Source organism: Streptomyces sp. bgisy100, assembly GCF_057709105.1.
Genome location: NZ_JBYITE010000025.1, coordinates 93,198 through 99,435 on the forward strand (window position 1 = coordinate 93,198; position 6,238 = coordinate 99,435).

Genomic DNA, 6,238 nt, shown 5'->3' on the forward strand with positions numbered 1-6,238 from the left:
GACCGGCGCGTTGTGGCGGGGCCCGGCCCGGATCCGACCGGACTGGGCGCCGGGCCGCACGCAGGGCCCGGTACCGCCCCGGACCCCGCCGCCCGACGGGACACGTCCGCCCCGCCGCCCGTCCCGCCCCACGGGACGCGTCCGCCGCAGGCCGCCCGGCCCGCCCGGCAGGTGATCACGGCCGCTCGGCCGGGGAATTCCCGGGGCGGCCGTTCCCGTACGCTTCCCGACGTGAGTACGGAGACCAAGTTCGCACTGCCCGCCGGCTCGGCCACCGGGGTCGGCTCCATGCCCGGGACGGACGCGCGGGAGGCCGCGAGGACCGTCACCGGATCCCTGGAGGCCCTCCCGTATCTGCCGGAACTGCCCGCGCGCGGCCCCGGCGCCGACATGACCGGCCGCACCGCCGGGCTGCTGGTCGAGATGTACGCGCGGGTGGAGCCCAGCGGCTGGCGGTTCGGCGACCGGCCCGGCCGCGACACCCGGCGCGCCTGGGCGTGGCTGCGTGAGGACCTGGACGCCCTGGAGGAGTTCACCCAGGGCTACGAGGGGCCCCTCAAGGTGCAGGCGGTCGGCCCGTGGACGCTGGCCACCGCTCTGGAGCTGAAGAACGGCGAGGCCGCCCTCGCCGATCCGGGCGCCTGCCGTGACCTGGCCGGATCCCTGGCCGAGGGGCTGCGGGCGCACCTCGCGGAGGTCCGCCGCCGGGTGCCCGGCGCCGAGGTGGTGCTGCAGCTCGACGAGCCGTCGCTGATCTCCGTGCTGCGCGGCAGCGTCAAGTCGGCCAGCGGCTACCGCACGCACCGGGCCGTGGACCGCGCCGTCGTCGAGGGAGCGCTCCGCGACGTCCTGGCCGCCGCCGGCGGCAGCCCCACCGTGGTCCACTCGTGCGCCCCCGGCGTGCCCTTCGCGCTGCTGCGGCGGGCCGGTGCGGCGGGCATCTCGTTCGACGCCGGCCTGCTCACCGAGCGTGACGACGAGTCGATCGGGGAGGCGGCGGAGGCCGGTACCAAGCTGTTCGCCGGAGTCGTCCCCGGGACCGACGCGGCATTGTCCGACCCTGCCGGTAGCGTCATGGGTGTCAGGACGCTGTGGCGCAGGCTGGGGCTGTCACCGGCGACTCTTCCCGAGTCCGTGGTGGTCACCCCGTCGTGCGGTCTGGCGGGCGCCTCACCGGCGTACGCCCGGGCCGCGCTCGCCCACTGCGTCCGGGCGGCGAGATCACTCGCAGACAACCCTGAGTGACGGCACTCGCGGACTACGGGAGGACGAGACGGTGGCTGGCGAACAGGCGGCAGTGCCCGCGGAGATCCGGGATCAGCACCAGCAGCTGGCGGAGCAGGTCGAGGAGCACCGCTTCCGGTACTACGTGAAGGACGCCCCGGTCGTCAGCGACGCGGAGTTCGACCGGCTGCTGCGGTCCCTGGAGGCCCTGGAGGAGCAGTACTCGGAGCTGCGCACCCCGGACTCGCCCACCCAGAAGGTCGCGGGCGCGTACGAGACCGAGTTCACCGCCGTCGACCACCGCGAGCGGATGCTCAGCCTGGACAACGCCTTCGACGACGAGGAGCTGGCGGGCTGGGCCGACCGGATCGCCCGCGAACTGAGCGGCACGGAGCACCACTTCCTGTGCGAGCTGAAGGTGGACGGGCTCGCCGTCAACCTCACCTACGAGCACGGCCGGCTGACCCGCGCCGCCACCCGCGGCGACGGGCGCACCGGTGAGGACATCACGCCCAACGTCCGCACCATCGCCGACATCCCGGAGCGGCTCAGCGGGGAGCGCATCCCGGCCCTCGTGGAGATCCGGGGCGAGGTGTTCTTCCCCATGGAGGGCTTCCTCGAGCTGAACGCGCGCCTGGTGGAGGCGGGCAAGCCGCCGTTCGCCAACCCGCGCAACGCCGCCGCCGGTTCGCTGCGCCAGAAGGACCCCAAGGTCACCGCCACCCGGCCGCTGCACATGGTGGTGCACGGCATCGGCGCCCGGGAGGGCTTCGACATCGCCCGCCTCTCCGAGGCGTACGGCCTGCTGCGCGAGTGGGGCCTGCCGACCTCCCGGCACAACAAGGTCGTGACCTCCCTCGACGCCGTCCGGAAGTTCATCGACTCCTACTCCGGCGAGGCCCGGCACTCCGTCGAGCACGAGATCGACGGCGTGGTCGTCAAGCTGGACGAGATCCCGCTCCAGGGCCGGCTGGGCTCCACCTCGCGGGCACCGCGCTGGGCCATCGCCTGGAAGTACCCGCCGGAGGAGGTCAACACCAAGCTGGTGGACATCCGGGTGGGCGTGGGGCGCACCGGCCGGGTCACCCCGTACGCGGTGGTGGAGCCGGTGACGGTGGCCGGCTCCGAGGTCGAGTTCGCCACCCTGCACAACCAGGACGTGGTCAAGGCCAAGGGCGTGCTGATCGGCGACACCGTCGTACTGCGCAAGGCGGGCGACGTCATCCCCGAGATCCTCGGCCCGGTCGTGGATCTGCGGGACGGCAGCGAGCGGGAGTTCGCCATGCCCGCCGCCTGCCCCGACTGCGGCACGGCGCTGCGCCCCATGAAGGAGGGCGACGTCGACCTGCGCTGCCCCAACGCCCGTTCCTGCCCGGCCCAGTTGCGGGAGCGCGTCTTCTATCTCGCCGGCCGCAAGTGCCTGGACATCGAGAACTTCGGCTATGTGGTGGCCTCGGCGCTGACCCAGCCGCTGGAGCCCGCCGAGCCGCCGCTGCGGGACGAGGGGGACCTCTTCGACCTGACCGTGGAGAAGCTGCTGCCCATCCGCTCCTATGTGCTGGACCCGGACTCGGGGCTGCCCAAGCGGGACCCGAAGACGGGTGAGGAGAAGGTCGTCACCCTCTTCGCCAACCAGGACGGCGAGCCGCGGAAGAACACCCTCGCCATGCTGGAGCACATCGAGGCGGCCAAGCAGCGCCCGCTGGCCCGGATCATCACCGGGCTGTCCATCCGGCACGTCGGACCGGTGGCGGCGGAGGCGCTGGCCAGGGAGTTCGGCTCGGTGGACCGGATCGCCCGGGCCGACGAGGAGGAGCTCGCCGCGGTCGAGGGCGTGGGGCCGACCATCGCCGCGTCGGTGAAGCAGTGGTTCGCCGAGGAGTGGCACCGGGAGATCATCGAGAAGTGGCGGGCCGCCGGTGTCCGGCTGGAGGAGGAGGGCGGCGAGGAGCGCGGCCCCCGCCCGCTCGACGGCCTCACCGTCGTCGTCACCGGCACCCTGGAGTCGTTCACCAGAGATGGCGCGAAAGAGGCGTTGCAGAGCCGTGGCGCCAAGGTGACCGGTTCCGTTTCCAAGAAGACCAGCTTCGTTGTCGTAGGTGACAACCCCGGATCGAAGTACGACAAGGCAATCCAGTTGAAGGTGCCGGTCCTCAATGACGAGGGCTTTTCCGTGCTGCTCGAACAAGGCCCCGACGCGGCGCGGGAGACGGCCGAGGTGTCACCCGAATAGCCGTCGGGCATCACCCGTTCGGTGCATATCAGATGCATCCGGTTGCCCCGGCCGCATTCGGGCAACCGCTGCGGATCGCTGCCCCTTCCAGCCTTGTCCCGCCTACTGTTGAGGTGTGCGCCTGCCGTGCACGGCTGCGTGGTGGGACCTCAGACGTGGTGGCATCGGAAGGAGATGCCACCGACGTGGCGTTGGCACCGCCGGCTGTGAGAGGGACGGGAATGAAACCGACCGAGAGCGCCGAACCGGTGTCACGGCTGCGCCGGTTCACCGCACCGGTGAGGATGTCGGTCGCCGCAACGGTCGTGGCCGGGCTCGCCCTGGCCACCGGCGTCGCCCGGGTGCTCGCCGAGGGGCATGCGCTCTTTCCGGGCGGCGTCGTCGGCTGGTCGCTGGCGCTGCTCACCGGCGTCATCGTCGGCCACCTGGTCGCTCTCGGCCGGGACCGCTGGTGGGGCGGCACCGGCTCCGGCGCCGCCCTCACCCTCGCCGTGCTGCTGCTCTACGGCTGGCTGGCCGCCGTGCTGGTCAGCCTGGCCGTCGTGGTCCTGGTCAGCGCCGCGCGCCGGCACCGCTGGCGGCAGGGCGTGCTGCACGGGGCGGCGGACATCCTCGGCCTCGGCGTGGCCGGCCTGGTCCTCGCCGCGTTCGGCACCGTCCCCACGGTGGAGCAGCCCTGGCGGCCGGGCACCTGGACCCTTCTGGTACTGCCCGAGGTGGTGCTGGCGGCCCTCGGCTACCTCGTCGTGACCCGGGTGCTGCTCTGGTACTGCACGGCCCCGAACGCCGGCCGGCTGCCCACCGTCGCCCGAACGGCCCTGGCCCGCCAGGGACTCGTCGCGGTTGCGCTGCTGGGCATCGCCCCCCTCGTCTGCGTGGTGGCCACCACCATGCCCTCGGTGCTCCCGCTGTTCGCGGTGCCGCTGGTCGCCCTGGACTCCACCCTGTGGATCGCCCGCGCCCGCGCCGAGGAACAGCTCCGCGACCCGCTCACCGGGCTGCCGAACCGTCAGTGGTTGCTGGAGAGCGCCTGGGCCGCCCTGGACGACGCGGAACGGCTCGGCACCCGCTCCGCCCTGGTACTGATCGACCTCGACCGGTTCAGATCGGTCAACGACACCCTCGGTCACCTGGCGGGGGACCGGCTGCTGCTCCAGATCGCCGAGCGGCTCCGGGCCGCCCTGCCGCACACCGCGGGGCCCGCCCGCCTCGGCGGCGACGAGTTCGCCGTCCTGCTGCCCACCGTCGACTCCACGACCAGCGCCCAGCAGGTGGCCCGCCAGCTCGTCGCCGAACTCGGCTCGCCGCTGAACCTCGACGGCCTGACCCTCGTCCTGGAGGCCAGCGCCGGCGTCGCCGTCTTCCCCGACCACGCCCTGGACGCCGAGGGCCTGCTCCGCCGCGCCGACGTGGCGATGTACCAGGCCAAGCGGGACCGCAGCGGCGTCGAGGTCTACGAGGCGAAGCGCGACGGCAACACCCCCGACCGCCTCGGTCTCCTCGGCGACCTGCGGCGGGCCCTCGACGCGGGCGAGGTGGAACTGCACTACCAGCCCAAGGTCGGCTTCGACGGCCGGGTGAACGGCCTGGAGGCGCTGGTCCGCTGGGTGCACCCGGAGCGCGGCCGGGTCAGCCCGGACGAGTTCATCGCCATCGCCGAGTCCTCCGGCCTGATGCCGCACCTCACCGAATACGTCCTGGAGACCGCCCTCGGCCAGGTCGCCCGGTGGCGGGCGGCCGGCATCGAGGTGCCGGTGGCGGTGAACGTCTCCCCGCGCGACGTGCACAGCCCCGGCTTCGCCGGCGCGGTCGCCGCCCGGCTGGCCCGGCACGGCGTTCCGCCCTCCGCCCTCCAGCTGGAGATCACGGAACACGTCCTGCTGGAGGACCCGCAGCGCGCGGCCGACGCCCTGGCCGGCCTCACCGGGCACGGGGTCAAGATGTCCCTCGACGATTTCGGCACCGGCTATTCCTCGCTGGTCCACCTGCGGCGCCTGCCGGTCAGCGAGCTCAAGATCGACCGCTCGTTCGTGGCCCGGCTCGCGGTGGACAACGAGGACGCCGAGATCGTCCGTTGCACCATCGACCTCGCGCACTCCCTCGGACTGCTGGTCGTCGCGGAGGGCGTCGAGGACGACGAGACCTGGGAACGGCTCCGCGACCTCGGCTGCGACGCCGTCCAGGGCTGGCTGGTCGCCGCGGCCATGCCACCGGACGAGACCACCGCGTGGCTCCGGCTCCGCAGCAAACACGGCTGGCGCCGCCCCACCCCCGCTCTGGACCCCCCGCCCCGCCCCGCCCTCACCACCGCCCCGCCCCCCGAACCCCAGCACCACACCCCCGAGGAATCCCCCCGCCCCTCGAGCCAACCGGTGAACTGAACCCCGGCAAACGGACGCCCCCCACCCAGAGTCGAACGCAGCACCTCAGGTGGGCCCGCATTTGCCGACCCAGCGGACGAGACCCGTGCCACGCCAGAGCCGCTCCGGAAGCAAGCCCCTCGGACGGCCGGGCGATCACAGAGACGCCCACGACGGGACCGGTCCGAAGATCAGCGAGCAGAGCGGGTCGAACGCAGGGGCGCGGCCGCAGGGCAAGGCGAACAAGGAGACGCAGTGCCGCCGGGCCGGTCTGGGCACATGACGGCAGCGGGGGCCGCAGGGCCGGGCGAACGCAAGGGAGTAGGGACGCGGTGCCACCGGCCCGGTCCGGACATGAGGGCAGCGGGGGGCCGCAGGGCTGGGTGAGCGCAAGGGGGTGGGGGCGCAGGGGTGGGGGGTT

At 73.3% G+C, this 6,238-nt stretch carries 3 protein-coding genes; all 3 read left to right on the top strand.

Annotated features, from left to right (window positions below; all coding sequences use genetic code 11):
• Positions 1-231: 231 nt before the first annotated feature.
• The 3 genes from AC3EQ1_RS18360 (at position 232) to AC3EQ1_RS18370 (ending at position 5,838) form a co-directional block, all read left to right on the top strand.
• Positions 232-1,245 carry a methionine synthase gene (locus tag AC3EQ1_RS18360; RefSeq protein WP_432095389.1) on the top strand — a complete coding sequence of 338 codons (1,014 nt, stop codon included), beginning with the start codon at positions 232-234 and terminating at the stop codon, positions 1,243-1,245.
• Between the two features lie 31 nt (positions 1,246-1,276).
• On the top strand, positions 1,277-3,457 hold the full coding sequence (ligA, locus tag AC3EQ1_RS18365) for an NAD-dependent DNA ligase LigA (protein ID WP_432095390.1): 2,181 nt from the start codon (positions 1,277-1,279) through the stop codon (positions 3,455-3,457).
• 221 nt (positions 3,458-3,678) lie between these two features.
• Complete coding sequence (locus AC3EQ1_RS18370; RefSeq protein WP_432095391.1) at positions 3,679-5,838, top strand: putative bifunctional diguanylate cyclase/phosphodiesterase; 2,160 nt, start codon at positions 3,679-3,681, stop codon at positions 5,836-5,838.
• Positions 5,839-6,238 lie beyond the last annotated feature (400 nt).